Source organism: Neoroseomonas marina, from assembly GCF_012927745.1.
GTDB classification, from domain to species: Bacteria; Pseudomonadota; Alphaproteobacteria; order Acetobacterales; family Acetobacteraceae; genus Neoroseomonas; species Neoroseomonas marina.
The window spans coordinates 23,033-37,385 of record NZ_JABBKX010000009.1 but is presented as its reverse complement, the minus strand read 5'-3'; the positions used below and the strand labels follow the sequence as shown (position 1 = coordinate 37,385).

General features: G+C 70.7%; 9 protein-coding genes. 4 read left to right on the top strand and 5 right to left on the bottom strand.

Annotation, left to right across the window (positions count from 1 at the left end; translation table 11 throughout):
• From GWK16_RS20600 to GWK16_RS20590, 3 genes are all read right to left on the bottom strand, one after another.
• A complete protein-coding gene (locus GWK16_RS20600) occupies positions 1-3,057 on the bottom strand; it encodes an efflux RND transporter permease subunit (RefSeq protein ID WP_170055859.1) in 3,057 nt (1,018 codons plus the stop codon).
• The gene (locus GWK16_RS20595; RefSeq protein WP_170055858.1) at positions 3,054-4,157 is read right to left on the bottom strand and encodes an efflux RND transporter periplasmic adaptor subunit; all 1,104 of its coding nucleotides are present in this window, start codon (positions 4,155-4,157) and stop codon (positions 3,054-3,056) included. The genes GWK16_RS20600 and GWK16_RS20595 overlap by 4 nt, the downstream gene beginning before the upstream one ends.
• 155 nt (positions 4,158-4,312) lie before the next feature.
• Positions 4,313-5,767: an alpha/beta hydrolase gene (locus GWK16_RS20590; protein WP_170055857.1), complete on the bottom strand. Its 1,455-nt coding sequence runs from the start codon at positions 5,765-5,767 to the stop codon at positions 4,313-4,315.
• A 77-nt stretch (positions 5,768-5,844) separates the two neighbouring features.
• On the opposite strand from GWK16_RS20590, the gene GWK16_RS20585 reads away from it, so the two are divergent.
• Positions 5,845-6,879: an AI-2E family transporter gene (locus tag GWK16_RS20585; protein ID WP_170055856.1), complete on the top strand. Its 1,035-nt coding sequence runs from the start codon at positions 5,845-5,847 to the stop codon at positions 6,877-6,879.
• 14 nt (positions 6,880-6,893) lie between these two features.
• On the opposite strand, the gene GWK16_RS20580 is transcribed toward GWK16_RS20585, so the two are convergent.
• Together GWK16_RS20580 and GWK16_RS20575 are read right to left on the bottom strand one after the other, a co-directional pair.
• On the bottom strand, positions 6,894-8,348 hold the full coding sequence (locus GWK16_RS20580; protein ID WP_170055855.1) for a GntP family permease: 1,455 nt from the start codon (positions 8,346-8,348) through the stop codon (positions 6,894-6,896).
• Positions 8,349-8,351: 3 nt separating this feature from the next.
• Positions 8,352-9,395, bottom strand: a complete 1,044-nt coding sequence (locus GWK16_RS20575) for a patatin-like phospholipase family protein (RefSeq protein ID WP_211187615.1) — start codon at positions 9,393-9,395, stop codon at positions 8,352-8,354.
• Between the two features lie 247 nt (positions 9,396-9,642).
• On the opposite strand from GWK16_RS20575, the gene GWK16_RS20570 reads away from it, so the two are divergent.
• From GWK16_RS20570 to GWK16_RS20560, 3 genes are all read left to right on the top strand, one after another.
• On the top strand, positions 9,643-11,415 hold the full coding sequence (locus tag GWK16_RS20570) for a DcaP family trimeric outer membrane transporter (protein ID WP_170055853.1): 1,773 nt from the start codon (positions 9,643-9,645) through the stop codon (positions 11,413-11,415).
• Positions 11,416-11,549: 134 nt separating this feature from the next.
• Positions 11,550-12,731, top strand: coding sequence for a patatin-like phospholipase family protein (locus GWK16_RS20565; RefSeq protein WP_170055852.1), 1,182 nt, complete (start codon positions 11,550-11,552; stop codon positions 12,729-12,731).
• Between the two features lie 234 nt (positions 12,732-12,965).
• Positions 12,966-14,348, top strand: coding sequence for a M20/M25/M40 family metallo-hydrolase (locus tag GWK16_RS20560; RefSeq protein ID WP_170055851.1), 1,383 nt, complete (start codon positions 12,966-12,968; stop codon positions 14,346-14,348).
• Positions 14,349-14,353 lie beyond the last annotated feature (5 nt).

Below are 14,353 nucleotides of genomic sequence, written 5' to 3'. Positions count from 1 at the left end.
TCACGCCTCCGCCGCCGGTTCCGGCGGACGGCCACGGAACACCGTGACGTAGAGCGTCGGCAGGAAGACCAGCGTCAGCAGCGTCGCGATCATCAGCCCGCCCATGATGGCGAAGGCCATCGGCCCCCAGAACACCGTCGGCGCGATCGGGATCAGCCCCAGCACCGTCGAGATCGCCGTCAGCAGCATCGGCCTGAGACGCGAGGAGGCCGAGGCGATCACCGCGTCCCAGACGCTCTTGCCCTCGGCCCGGTCGGATTCGATCTGCATCACCAGGATGACCGCGTTCTTCGCGATCATCCCGAGCAGCGACAGGATGCCGAGGATGGCGACGAAGCCGAGCGGCCGGTTGAACACCAGCAGCGCCAGCACCACGCCGATGATGCCGAGCGGCAGCAGCGCCAGCACCAGGAACAGCCGCCGGAAGGAGCCGAGCTGGAACATCAGCAGCGTCAGCATGATCAGCAGCATCATCGGCACCACCGCGAGCACCGAGGCCTGGGAATAGGCGCTTTCCTCCGCGATGCCGCCGAGCGCGACGTGATAGCCCCGCGGCAGGCTGGCGTTCAGCGCGGCGATCCGGGGATCGAGTTGCGCGACGACTGTATCGGGCAGCACCCCAGGATTGACGTCGGCGCGCACCGTCAGCGTCGGCATGCGGTCGCGCCGCCAGATCAGCGGATACTCCTGCGCGTATTCGAAGGTCGCCAATTGCGCCAGCGGCACCGTCCGCCCCCCCGGAATAGGAAGCTGGATGCCGCGCAGCGTATCGAGCGACAAGCGCTGTTCGGCCGTCGCGCGGGCGACGACGTTGATCAGGTAGATGTCGTCGCGGATCTGGGTGACGGTCGAACCGGTCACCGCCGCGTTCAGCGCCGTGGCGAGCTGCGCGGAGGACAGTCCGACCCGCCGCGCCTCGTCCTGGTCCACGCGGACGCGCAGCTGCCGGGCCGGCTCCATCCAGTCGAAATGGACGTGCCGCGCGCCGGGCGCCTCGGCCATCAGCTTCGCGACGTCCTGGGCGATGGAGCGCACGCGCTCGATCTCCGGTCCGCTGACGCGGTACTGGAGCGGCCAGCCGACCGGCGGGCCGAGCTCGAGCGGATAGACGCGGGCGACGGCGGACGGGAATTCCTCGGCCAGCAGGGTTTCCAGGCGCCGATGCAGGCGCTCCCGCCCCGGCAGGTCCTTCGCGACCACCACGGCCTGCGAGAAGAAGGGCAGGGCGAGCTGCACGTTCAGCGGCAGGTAGAAGCGGATCGCGCCGCGCCCGACATAGGTGCTCCAGCGCTGCACGTCGGGGTCCTGCGCCAGCGCGGCGTCGAGGCGTTTCGCCACTTCCTCGCTCGCGAAGATCGAGGCGTTCTGCGGCAACGTCACCTCAACCAGCAGCTCCGTTCGGTCGGAGGACGGGAAGAACTGTCGCGGCACGAACTGCATGGCGAAGACGGAGACGCCGAACATCGCGACGGTGAAGGCGATGGTGGCCCACTTGAAGCGCATCGCCGTGGTCAGGAAGCGCGTGTAGGCGACCAGCACCCGGCCGGGCTTCTCGGGCTCCACGGTCCCGGTCGGTGCCTTCAGGATCGCCATGCCCAGCAGCGGGGCAAAGATCACCGCCACGAACCAGGACACGATCAGGGCGATCCCGACGACCGCGAAGATCGAGAAGGTATACTCGCCGGCCGAGCTCCTGGCGAAGCCGATCGGCACGAAGCCCGCGATCGTCACCAGCGTGCCGGTCAGCATCGAGGAGGCGAGCGTCGTATAGGCGAAGGTCGCGGCCTTGGGCTTGCTGTCCCCGGCCGCGAGGCGCCGGATCATCGCGTCGATCGTCGTCATCGCGTCGTCGACCAGCAGCGTCAGGGCGATGATCAGCGCGCCGAGCGAGATGCGCTGCAGGTCGATGCCGAAGACCGACATCAGGGGGAAGACGATGGCCAGCGTCAACGGGATCGACAGCGCGACCACCGAGCCCGCCCGCATGCCGAGCGCCACGAAGGACGCCGCCATGATGATCAGGATCGCCTGCCACAGGCTGTCGGTGAAGTCGCCGATCGCCTCGTCCACCGTCACGGACTGGTCGGCGACCAGGACGGGCTCGATGCCGATCGGCAGGGTGGCGCGGATCTCGTCCATCGCCGCCTTGATGTTCCGCCCGAGGGCCAGGATGTCGCCGGCCTCGCGCATCGCGACGGCAAGTCCGATCGCCGGCTGGCCGTTCACGCGGAACATCGGCTGGGGCGGGTCCGCGTAGCCGCGGCGCACCTCGGCGAGGTCGCCCAGGCGGAAGATGCGGTCGCCGATGACGAAATTGACCGCGAGGATGTCCTGTTCGTTCTCGAAGGCGCCGGAGACGCGCACCACCAGACGTTCCTGTCCGGTCTCGACCACGCCGGCTGGCCGCACCAGGTTCTGCGCCTGCAATGCGGTGACCAGGGCGCCGTAGTTCAGCCCGAGGCCGGCAAGCCGCTCGGTCGAGAACTCGATGAAGATGCGCTCATCCTGCGCGCCGAGGATCTCGACCTTCGAGACGTCGGGCACCAGCAGGAGCCGGGAGCGCGCCTGCTCGACGAAGTCGCGGAGCTCGCGCTGGCTGAATCCGTCTGCGGTGAAGCCGTAGATGATGCCGAAGGTGTCGCCGAAATCGTCGTTGAAGAAGGGACCGACGACGCCCTGGGGCAGGGTGTGGCGCATGTCGGCGACGCGCCGGCGCACCTGGTACCACATGTCGGGCACCACCTGGGGCGGCGTCAGCCCCTTCAGATCGACGAAGATCGTGGTCTGCCCGGGCACGGTGTAGGAGCGCAGCCGGTCGAGGTTCGGCGTTTCCTGCAGCGTTCGCTCGAGCCGCTCGGTGACCTGCTGCAGCGTCTCCTCGATCGTCGCCCCCGGCCAGACCGCGGAGACGATCATGGTGCGGAAGGTGAAGGCCGGGTCCTCGTTGCGGCCCAGCTTCACGAAGGCGAAGGCGCCGGCGACCAGCGCGACGATCATGAAGTAGATGACGAGCGAGCGGCGCCCGATCGCCCAGGCCGAAAGATTGGGGCCGATCATCGCACGGCGGCCCCGAGCAGCCGCACCTTCTGGCCCGGCCGCAGCGCCTGCACGCCCGCCGTGACCACGATCTCGCCCGTCTCAAGGCCCTGGCCGACGATGACGTGCGCCGGGTCGTGGCGGATCAGCTCGACGCGACGCAGTGCCACCGTCTCGGCGCGCGGATCCACCACCCAGACGGCCGGCTGGCCGTCCGCGCGGGTCAGGGCGGAGGCGGGGATGGAATAGCCGTCGCTGGCGCCGAGCCGCATCCGTCCGGTCACCGTCGCCCCCAGCCGCATCGCGCCGGGCGGATCGGCGAGGCCCACCCGCACCCGGAAGGTGCCGGTCACCGCATCGGCGCGCGGCGAGACCTCCCGCACGCGGCCCGTGGTCCGCACCGCGGGGTCGGTCGCGAGCGAGACCTCGATCAGCGGATTGGCGGGCGCCTGGTCCTTCAGGGCGGGCGGGACGTCGAAGACGGCGTCGCGGCCCTCCTCGCGCGCCACCTGCACGATCATGCGGCCCGGCTGCACGACCTCGCCCGGCTCGGCGCCGCGCTGCGTGACCCGGCCGTTCACGTCGGAGACGAGCTCGGTGTAGCCGAGCCGCGTCTCCGCGATGCCGAGCTGCGCCTCGGCCGAATCGAGCGCCGAGCGCGCCGTCTGGCGCGTCTGCGCCGCCTGGTCGTAGCGGACGCGCGTGGTCCACCCCTCGCGCAGCAGCTCGGACTGGCGCCAATAGTTGTTCTCGGCCTCGGTCAGCTGGGCGCGGGCGGCGGCCACGGCAGCGCGCGCGGCACGCACGCCATTCTCCTCATTGTCACGGTTCAGCCGCGCGATGACCTGGCCGGCGCGGACCACGTCCCCGACATTGACCAGCCGTTCCACCATGCGTCCGTCGATCCGGAAGGCAAGGTTCACCTCGGTCTCGGCCTGCACGATGCCTGTCAGGCTGACGACCTCGCCGCCGGTGCTGCGCTCCACCGTCGTGACACGGACGGGGCGCACCTCGGGCGGGGCAGGGGGCGGGCCGCCGTCGCAGCCCGCGATCGCGCCGAGCAGCAGCACGAGCGGCAGGCGCCGCGTCAGCACTGAGGGGGAGGTGGTCCGAGGGCGCATGGCTGTATCCGGCGTCAATGAGGCAGCAGGCGGCGGGCCGCCGTGGAATCCGATGGCGTCCCGAATGCCATACCACGCGGCGGAGGCCGAGGATGATGGCGCAATCCGGTCTTGGCGGCATGTCCCGGCACTGCACCGTCCGTCCCATCCTGCCGTCACGGTGGCGGCAGGCCACCGGTCACGCGATCCAGGACATAGGGGAAGAAGGGGTTCCAGGTGACGCGCGACAGCGAGTCCAGCCCGACGGCGAGCACGCCCCGCTCCCCACGCACCGCAAGCGCCCCGAGCCGCACGCCGAAATCGTCGGCGGGATCCGGCTCGTTGCCATAGAGCCCGTCCTCCGCCGGGAAGGGCAGGGCGACATGTGACAGGGAGAAGACATCCCGCGGCCAGGCGAGGCCGAGCGGCTGCTCCTCGACCGCCGCGCTGCCGGCCGGGGTGCGCCGGACCGTCGCCTGCGTCGTCGCGGGCGAGATGTTCGCCACCACCGTCACCGCGAAGTCCCGCGGCGCGGGGGGCAGGATGCGCTCGAGCGCCGCATCGGCGCCCGCCCCGAACAGCGGCCCGAAGCGCGCGTTCCGGTTGAGGTCGAAGAGCACGATCTCGCTGCCATTGGCCGGCAGGCGCGCATAGAGCCGCGACAGCACCGCCGGCGTGGAGACGGTGGCGTCCACCACGGACTGGAAGGTCAGCACCGGTGGCAGGCGTCGCAGCGTCCCCGTCGTCGCGAGCCGGTCGAGCTGCGCGTGCAGCGCCGCGGTCAGCCGGTATGTCTGCCGCGCCGCGTTCACCGGGAAGGAATTGAACTTGAACGGATTGAACTCGGGCTGGATGTCGAGCCAGGCGGTCTTGGCGAAGCGCGGCAGCAGCGCCGGCAGCCCCGCAATCCCGGCGAATCGCGCGAAGGCGGTCACGCCCACCATCGGCGAGATCAGCACCAGCCGGTCCGCCCGCGGCAGCCGCTCGTCCTCGAGCGCATCGAGGACATGCTTCAACGCCAGCGCGCCGCCATTGGAATAGCCCACGACGTGCAGCGGCATGCCGGCGCCGGCGCGGCGCCGGGCCTCCCGCATCGCGAGGCGCGTCGCCGCCATCCAGTCCTCCCAGACGGCCTGTGTCAGGCCGGAGGGCGTCGCGCCATGGCCCGGCATGCGGATGCCGATCGCGACGAAGCCACGCGCGCGATAGGTCTCGGCGAAGTGGCGCAGGCTGAAGGGCGCGTCGGTCAGCCCGTGCAGGAAGACCGCCGCGCCGCGCGGCGGCCCGTCGGGTTCCAGCACGAAGGACCGGTTCCAGTTGCGCGCGAAGCGGTCGGGATCGACCGGGCTGCCGCTGAAATAGCGGTTGGTCGCGACCTGCTCCTCGGGCCCAAGGCGTCCGGACACCTCGCGCCGCACGGACGCGAAGAGCGAATCCTCCGCCGCGATCCAGCGCGCCCAGTCGGCGCGATCGACGGCGTCGCGGTCGAGTTCCTCGGGCACGAAGGTGTGCCAGGGCCCGAGCGGCGGGCCGTTCTGCATGTCCCAGACCCGCAGCGCGAGCACGACGAGCAGCAGCACGACGACGACGGCTGCGCTTCTCAGCATGAACCTGCGGGTGGTGATCAGCATGGGCGCGACACCCTTGCGCGGCGTGCGCCGCCGGACAAGTCTGCGCGAATCACCGCATCCAGAGGCTTCGCACCGGCATGACCCAGGACCGCGCCATCCGCGCCATGCTCGGCCTCTGCACGGCCATCCTGATCGCGGCGGCGCTGCATGCCGGCCAGGCGATCATCGCGCCGATCGTCTTCGCCCTGTTCGTCATCGGCCTGGTCTGGCCGGTGCAGAAGGCGGTGCAGGCGCGGCTGTCGGCGGGGCTCGCGGTGGTGGTGACGGTGGTCGTCACCCTCGTCGTTGTCGCGGTGCTGGCGCTGGCCATCGCCTGGGGCTTCGGCCGCGTTGCCGAATGGGTCATTGCGAACGGGTCGCGGCTGCAGTCGCTCTACGTCGCGAAGCTCGACTGGCTGGAGGCGCGCGGGGTCATCGCCGCCGGCGCCTTGGCCGAGCAGTTCGACGTGCGCTGGCTGGTCCGCATCGCCCAGGGCGTGCTGGCGCAGATCCAGGTCATCATCAGCTTCGCGGTGGTGACATCGGTCTTCATCATCCTCGGCCTGCTGGAGGTGGAGCAGGCCGCCGGGCAGCTCGCCGCCATGAAGACGACGAAGCCCGGCGCACAATGCGTTCTGGACGGGCTGGCGGCGAGTGCCGCGAAGCTGCGCGTCTACATGATGGTCCGCAGCTTCGCATCGGTCCTGACGGGCGTGTTGGTCTACGGCTTCGCGTACTGGATGGGTCTCGACCTTGCCCTGGAATGGGGCGTGATCGCCTTCGTGCTGAACTACATCCCCTTCATCGGGCCGCTGATCGCGACGATCTTCCCGACCGCGGTGGGGCTGCTGCAATTCGGGTCCTGGCAGGCGGTGGTGACCATTTTCGCCGTGCTGCAGGTCATCCAGTTCCTGATCGGGTCCTACCTGGAACCGCGGCTGACCGGCAAGCAGCTCGCCGTGTCGCCCTTCATGGTGCTGGTCGCCGTGTTCCTCGGCGCCTTCCTTTGGGGAATCCCGGGCGCCTTCATCGGCGTGCCGGCGCTGATCGCGGCGCTGACGCTGTGCGAGCAGTTCCCCGGCACCCGCTGGATCGCGTCGCTTCTGTCGGGGCGCGCGCCGGAGCCTGGCTGAGGCGCGCGCACCCATCAGAAGGATCCGACCAGCCCGCCGATCGCGATCACGGCGATGAGCGCGGCGAGCGATCCGCCGATGCCGACGATGACGATGTCGAGGTAGCTCTCGCGGTGCGTGCAGCCGCAGACCGCGAGCAGCGTGATGACCGCGCCGTTGTGCGGCAGGATATCGAGAGTCCCCGCGCCGATCACCGCGATGCGGTGCAGCAGGCCCGGATCGATGCCCTTCTCGGCCGCGATCGCCATGTAGGTCGGCCCCAGCGCATCCAGCGCGATGGTCAACCCGCCCGAGGCCGAGCCCGTCAGCGCCGCCAGCACGTTGGTCGCGACCGCGAGCGAGACCAGCGGCCCGCCGCCGATCCCCAGCACCCAGTCCCGCACCACCTCGAAGGCCGGCATGGCCGCGACCACGGCGCCGAAGCCGACCAGGCTCGCCACGCTGAAGATCGGCAGCACGGCGGCATTGGCACCTGCGTCCATGGTGGCGCGCAGGGAGGGGATGCGCCGCCCGCTGACCGCGAGCAGCGTCGCGATCGCCGCGGCGAGCGCGGTCGCCACCGCCCACACGCCCGCGACGGCGGACAGCGTCGTCCCGCCCCAGCGTGGCTCGGCGAGGAAGGCGGCGTCGATCTGCGGCAGCACCACGAAGGACATCAGCAGGTTCACCACCACGACGACCACCAGCGGCAGGGCGGCGGCCACGATGCCGGGCTGGTCCGGGGCAGGAGCGCTGTTGTGGATCTCGGCCGGGTCGAATTCGCGCGCGGCGACGGCGCGCTCGCGGATCACCGGGTCCTCGACCGCGGCATCCGCCGCGCCGGGCTGGTCCGCGCCGAAGCCTTCGCCGGCGGCGCGCGCCGAGGCCTCGCAGCGCGCCAGCCACCACAGGCCGATGCCGAGCATGATGGCCGAGGCGATGATGCCGAGCCCCGGCGCTGCGAAGGGCGTGGTGCCGAAGAAGGGCATCGGGATGGTGTTCGGGATCGCCGGCGTGCCCGGCAGCGCCGACATGGTGAAGGTCGATGACCCCACGATGATCGCGGCCGGCATCAGCCGCCGCGGGATGTCGGCCGCGCGGAACAGAGCGGTCGCCATCGGCGCCAGCACGAAATAGGCGACGAACAGGCTGACGCCGCCATAGGTGACGATGGCGCCCGCCAGCACCACGGCCAGGATGGCGCGCTCCGCGCCGAGCTTCTCGGTCATCCAGTCGGCGATGGCGCTGACCGACCCGCTGTCCTCCATCAGCTTGCCGAACAGCGCGCCGAGCAGGAACAGCGGGAAGAACTGCGCGACGAAGCGCCCCGCGCTGCCCATGAAGGTCTGGGTCCAGTGGGCGAGCAGCGGGTCGCCGGCGAAAGCCGCGGCCACCAGCGCGCCGACCGGGGCGAGCAGCAGCACCGACCAACCCTTGTAGGCAAACCAGACAAGGAGGGCGAGGCCGACCAGGATACCGAGGAGACCCATGGATCAGGTCTCCTCGAGCAGGCGCTCGATTGGCAGGGTCGATCGCTTGCCGAGGTCGTCGCCGTGCTCGGCCAGGAAGGCGTCTGCGGATTTCCGGCCCTCGTCGCGCAGCATGGTGAGGAACTCCCACTCGGCGTTCAGCTTCGAGGAATAGCCGAGCGTGACCATCACCTCGTTCTTCACGTAGTGGACACGGTTGCGCGCCCAATGCGCTCCCTCGGCGGTGCGGTGGTCGCCCGCCTGGCGCAGCAGGGCGATCATCTTGAGTTCCTTCAGCAGCGTCGCGTTGAAGGAGACTTCGTTCAGCCGGTTCAGGATCTCGCGCGCATTGGTGGGCGTGCCCGGGCGCTCGATCGGGTTGATCGGCACGATGATGGTGTCGTCCGAGACGCATTCGCGGATCAGCGGCGTCATGGTCGGGTTGCCGGAATAGCCGCCGTCCCAATAGGATTCGCCGTCGATCTCGACTGCCTGGAACAGGGTCGGCAGGCAGGCCGAGGCCAACAGCACCAGCGGCGAGAGATCGGCGTTGCGGAAGATCCGCCCGCGGCCCGTCCGCACGCTGGTCGCCGTGATGAAGACCTTGATGGGCCCCGCGGCCACCGCGTCGAAGTCGACACTCTCCGCCAGCACGTCGCCCAGCGGGTTCGGCGCCCAGGGCGCGAGCTCATAGGGAGAGTAGAGCCGGGAGAGCATGTCCATCGCCACGAAGACGGGCGAGTGGTCGAGCGTCCAGCGCCCGAGCATCACGTCGATCGGCGTGCGCTGGAACGGGCTGAAGGCCGCGGCGCGGGAGACCCGCCGCCAGAAGGCTTCCAGGGCCTCGCGCGCGCCCTCCCGCTCGCCCTTGGCATAGCCGGAGGCGAGCACGGCGGCGTTCATCGCCCCGGCCGAGGTGCCGGAGATCGCCTCGATCTCGAGCCAGCGTTCCTCGAGCAGGCGGTCGAGCACGCCCCAGGTGAAGGCGCCGTGGCTGCCGCCGCCCTGCAGCGCGAGGTCGATCAGAAGGGTGTCGCGCGCGGCCTTCGCGCCGGCGGGCTTAGCCATGGGCGGTCGCATCGGTGGTCATGGCGGGTGCCGGGCCTCTTCCTGCCGTTTGTGTGCGCTGCACAATGAGCGAGGAACCTAGACCGGACACTTCCGGGACGGAACCACAAACGGGCGTGCCCTGACGCGGCCATGGCGCGCTGCGGGACGCCGGGCACAGGGCCGGCACCGGGGGTCAATGCGGGCGCGGTGTTCGCTGGCCGCCACCCCTCTAGGCTTCCCGCGAGTATCGCTGGGAGACGTGGCGATGACGCAGACGGTCCCGCCCATCGGGCACCACACTTCGCCACAGGGCGACAGGATCCGGGCTGCGCGCCTGCCGGGGTTGGCGTTGGCCGGGGTGCTCGGCCTCGCCATCCTGCCCGCGCCGACGCTTGCCCAGTCCAACGCCGATGCCGCGACCATCGCCGAACTGCGCCGGCAACTGGACGAGATGCGCCGGCGGCTCGAACAACTCGAGGCCCGAGCGGCCCAGGCGGCGCCCACGCCTGCCGCCGTGGCGCCGGCCCGCCAGGCCGCCCGCGCCCCGGCGCCCCCGCCGGCTGTCGCGCCGCCGCGCGGCGCCACGGCGCAGGCGGAGGCCCAGGCCGCCGCCGCCGAGGCCCGCGCCGCGGCCGCGGAGGCCCGCGCCGCGCAGGCGGACCTCGCCGCCGCCCGCGCAGAGGCCGGCACGCCCCAGCCCGCCAACATCCCCGGCCTGCTGCTGCCGGAGCCGATGGGCGATCAGACCGCGACAGGGGACGCGCTGCGCTCGGACCTCGCCGGCATCGCCTTCCGTGTGCCGGGCACCGAGACACAGGTCCGCCTCTACGGCTTCGTGAAGCTGACCGGCTACTACGACTTCGGCGGCCGCAACCAGACCGACGCGCCGGCACCGCAGGCCATCCCGCTGACCGGCAGCCCGGCCGACCAGCAGGGCGGCGATTTCGGCATGACGGCCCGGTTCAGCCGCTTCGGCATCGACACGCGCTCGCTCACCGCCTGGGGCACGCTGGAGACCCGCCTCGAAGGCGATTTCGGCGGTGGCGCGCCGACCTCCACCAACGCCGTCTTCCGGTTGCGTCAGGCCTGGGCGGAACTCGGCGACGAGAATTTCCGCGTCCTCGGCGGCCAGGCGAACAGCCTGTGGAACGAAGGCGTCTTCGAGACGCTGATCGACGCGACCAACCTCAACCAGTCCTTCGTGCGCCAGGCGCAGCTGCGCGTCACCGGGCGCCTGGCCGAAGGGCTGACCGGGCAGGTCTCGATCGAGGCACCGGACACCTCCTACACCTCGCTCGCCGGGGTCTTCACGCCGGGATCGAGCCTCGAAGGCGGGGCGAGCCCGGCCTTCAACTCGGTGCCCGACCTGCTCGCGCGCATGACCTACCGGCAAGACGGCCTCGAACTCGGCGCGCGCGGCCTGCTGCGGCAGCTCGAGATCCGGACCACCGGCACCGCGGCCGCCCCGCCCGGCGTGTCCGACACGACGGCCGCCTGGGGGCTCGCGGGCCATGTGCGCGTCCCGATGCGCTGGCTGTCCGAGGCGCTGGGCCAGGACGAACTCCTCGGCATGGCCTTCTATGGCGACGGCATCGGGCGCTACTTCGCGGGTCAGACCTCGGGCCAGGACGCGTTGACCAATCTGGGGCTGCCGGGCGTCATCGCCCCGTCGCTCGACACGGTGACCTCCTACGGCGCGATCCTGGCCTACCGGCGGTTCTGGGCCACAACGCTGCGCAGCAACGTCTCCTACGCCTACGCCCACAACGACTATCCGGGCTACGCGCTGGGCTTCGCGCCCGGGTCGCTATCCGCGACGTCCCTGAATCGGGAGATGCAGCAGGTCTTCGCGAACCTGATCTGGAGCCCCTTCGCCGAGGTGCGGAACGGGACCTTCGGCAGCGGATGGCTCGACCTCGGGGTGGAATACCTCTTCACGCGGCGTGACCTGTTCGGCGGCGCGGGGGCGGCGGGGGCGTCCGGTGTCGGGCATGCGATCGCCAACCGCATCCTCTTCGCCGCCATCGCCCGGTTCTGATGACGGGGCATGCCGGTGGCCCTAGTATCCGGCACCACCCGCCGGACGCCGTCCGGAGCCGGGAGGAGACAAGGGGCCTGGCCGAGGTGGTAATGCCGTCGATGTGGAGTGCGCTCGCGCGCAGGAGCGTTCTGTTGCTGGCCGCGATGATGCTCGCCGGGTGCGCCAACATCCTGCGGGCCGATCCGCCGCCAGGCAACGCCGTCGACACCCTGCCGATCCTCGGCCTGAGCAATGCGCGCTTCTGGTTCGATGCCGATCCCTCGGCCTTCGGGCGCGAGGCGCTGGAGATGCAGCGGCGCCAGCTGGCCCAGCTGCCGGCCGCGGCGCGCGGGCGCCTTCCCCCGGCGAACTACCTCGCCTTGTCGGGCGGGGGCGACAATGGCGCCTTCGGCGCGGGGCTGATGGTCGGCTGGACCGAATCCGGCCGGCGTCCGTCCTTCGATCTCGTGACGGGCATCTCGGCGGGAGCGCTCATCGCGCCCTTCGCCTTCCTCGGCCCGGACTACGATCCGCAGCTGCGGGAGGTCTTCACGGAGGTCGCGCCCCGCGACGTCATCCTGATGCGCGGACGGCTGCGGGCGGTCCTCTTCGGCGAGGCCCTGGCCGACACCTCGCCGCTCTACAAGCTGATCGAGCGCCATGTGAACGCGCCGATGATGGCGGCGATCGCCCGGGAATACGCCAAGGGCCGCATGCTGCTGATCGGCACGACCAATCTCGACCTCGGCCGGCCGGTGTTCTGGAACATCGGCGCGATCGCGGCGAGCGGCGATCCCCGCGCGCTCGAGCTTTTCCGCAGCATCCTGCTGGCCTCGGCCTCGATCCCCGGCGCCTTTCCGCCGGTGCTGATCGACATCGAGCATGACGGTCGCACCTACCAGGAAATGCATGTCGACGGCGGCGCGGCGCTGCAGATGTTCCTCTACCCGACCATGCTGAATGGCGCGGAGGCCAATGGCCTGCAGCGCCGCCAGCGCACCGGCTGGGTGGTGCGCAACGGTCGGCTGGACGTCGAATGGGCCTCGACCAACCGGTCGATCCTGTCGATCACCGGCAGGGCCGCATCGACCCTGCTGCATTTCAGCGCGGCCAACGACATCGTGCGCATCTACCTCACCTCCCAGCGCGACGGCGTGGCCTTCCGCCTGGCCTATATCGGCCCGGATTTCCGCGGGACGCGGGACGAGCCCTTCGACAACGCCTTCATGCGTGCGCTGTTTGCCTATGGGCAGGAGCAGGGCCGGCGGGGGGATCGCTGGCGCGACTCCCTGCGTCCGATCGGATCCATCGAGCCGGCGATGCCCGCGAACTGACCGCGGGACGGCCGGTCAAGGGCGGGAACGTTTCGCCAAGGCGCTGCGATTGAAACCCGTCTAGTGTTTTCGCCGGCCCGTCGCTGCGACGGGGCCGGGGTCGGTGTCGCCGGTCCCGCATCGGGGAGCAGAGACCATGGCCGACCAGCGGCAGCTGGCGCCTCCCCCGCGCGGGTCTGGACCATGCGTTCCGGCCTCGCCCGGTGTCGCCGTTGACGCCGCCCGAGAGGACCCATGGACAAGCTCGACGCCGTTCTCGCCCGTATCGATGCCAATGCGGATGCCGCCCTCGAACGGCTCTTCGCCGTACTGCGCATCAGGTCGATCTCGACGGACCCGGCCTTCGCGGCGGATTGCAAGGCCTGCGCGGACTGGCATGCCGCGGACCTCGCCTCGATCGGCTTCGAGGCCTCGGCGCGGCCGACCGCGGGGCATCCCATCGTCGTCGCCCATGACCGCAGCGCGACGGGACCCTCGGCGCTGTTCTACGGCCACTACGACGTGCAGCCCGTCGATCCGCTGGATTTGTGGGACCACGATCCCTTCGAGCCGAAGATCGAGACGCGCCCCGACGGCAGCAAGGTGATCCGTGCCCGCGGCGCGGCCGACGACAAGGGCCAGTTGATGACCTTCGTCGAGGCCTGCCGGGCCTGGAAGGAGGTCGCCGGCGCGCTGCCCGTGCCGATCACGATCCTCCTGGAAGGCGAGGAGGAATCCGGCGGCGCCAACCTGCCCGGCTTCCTCGAGGCCAATGCCGCGGAGCTCAAGGCCGATATCGGCCTGATCTGCGACACCAACATGTGGGACGCGGCGACGCCTGCGATCACGACCATGCTGCGCGGCCTGGTCGGCGAGGAGATCATCGTCACCGCCGCCGACCGCGACCTGCATTCGGGCTTCTACGGCTCGGCCGCGACCAATCCCAACCATGTCGTCGCGCGCATCCTCGCCGACCTGCGGGACGCCGATGGCCGCGTGACGTTGCCCGGCTTCTACGACGGCGTGCCGGAACTCGACCCGGCGCTGAAGAAGCAATGGGACGCGCTGCCCTTCGACCCGAAGCATTTCCTCGGCGCGGTCGGCCTGTCGGTCCCGGCCGGCGAGAAGGGCCGCAGCGTGCTCGAGATGACCTGGTCCCGCCCGACCTGCGAGGTGAACGGCATGGGCGGCGGCTACCAGGGCGACGGCTTCAAGACCGTCATCCCGTCCAAGGCCTCGGCCAAGATCTCCTTCCGCCTCGTCTTCGATCAGGACCCGCATAAGGTGCGCGAGGCCTTCCGCGCCTTCGTCCGTGCCCGCATCCCCGCCGACTGCAAGGTCGAGTTCCTCGAGCACGGCGCCGGCCGTGCCATCCGCTTCCCGATCGAGGACCCGGCCTTCCAGAAGGCCCGCCAGGCACTGACCGACGAATGGGGCAGGGAGGCCTTCTTCATCGGCGGCGGCGGATCCATCCCGGTGACGCACATGCTCAAGACGTCGCTCGGCATGGACGTGATCCTCGCGGGCTTCGGCCTCGAGGACGACCGCATCCACAGCCCGAACGAGAAGTACGACCTGCAGTCCTTCCGCAAGGGCATGCGGTCCTGGGCGCGCATCCTCGCCGCGCTCGCCTCCTGAGGATC